Genomic DNA, 219 nt, shown 5'->3' with positions numbered 1-219 from the left:
CGATATTGTGGCCGGGAAAGAAACGTACAATCAAAAAATTCATCGCGTCAGGCGCGCTCGACGTCGCACCCGCGACTGCCACGTCTTTGCTGTACGTCTTCCACTCTGACCTGGTTTCTTGCCGCCCTCCAATGCGCCACACCACCCTGATCGTTTTCCCGACGCCTGGAATTCGCGAACAGCATTCGGAAGATCCCGTCCCCCCCTAGAGAATTCCTT

Annotated in this window: 1 protein-coding gene; it reads left to right on the top strand. The window is 56.2% G+C overall.

Features of this window, described 5'->3' with window-relative positions; translation table 11 throughout:
* Window positions 1–209, top strand: a 209-nt coding sequence (locus AB4Y36_RS40610) for a hypothetical protein (RefSeq protein WP_368685950.1), incomplete at its 5' end; no start/stop codon positions are given.
* Window positions 210–219: the final 10 nt, after the last annotated feature.

The organism is Paraburkholderia sp. BR10936 (assembly GCF_040965735.1).
GTDB lineage: Bacteria > Pseudomonadota > Gammaproteobacteria > Burkholderiales > Burkholderiaceae > Paraburkholderia > Paraburkholderia nodosa_A.
The sequence above is the reverse complement of the archived record's forward strand: the minus strand, read 5'-3'. Positions and strand labels throughout refer to the sequence as shown.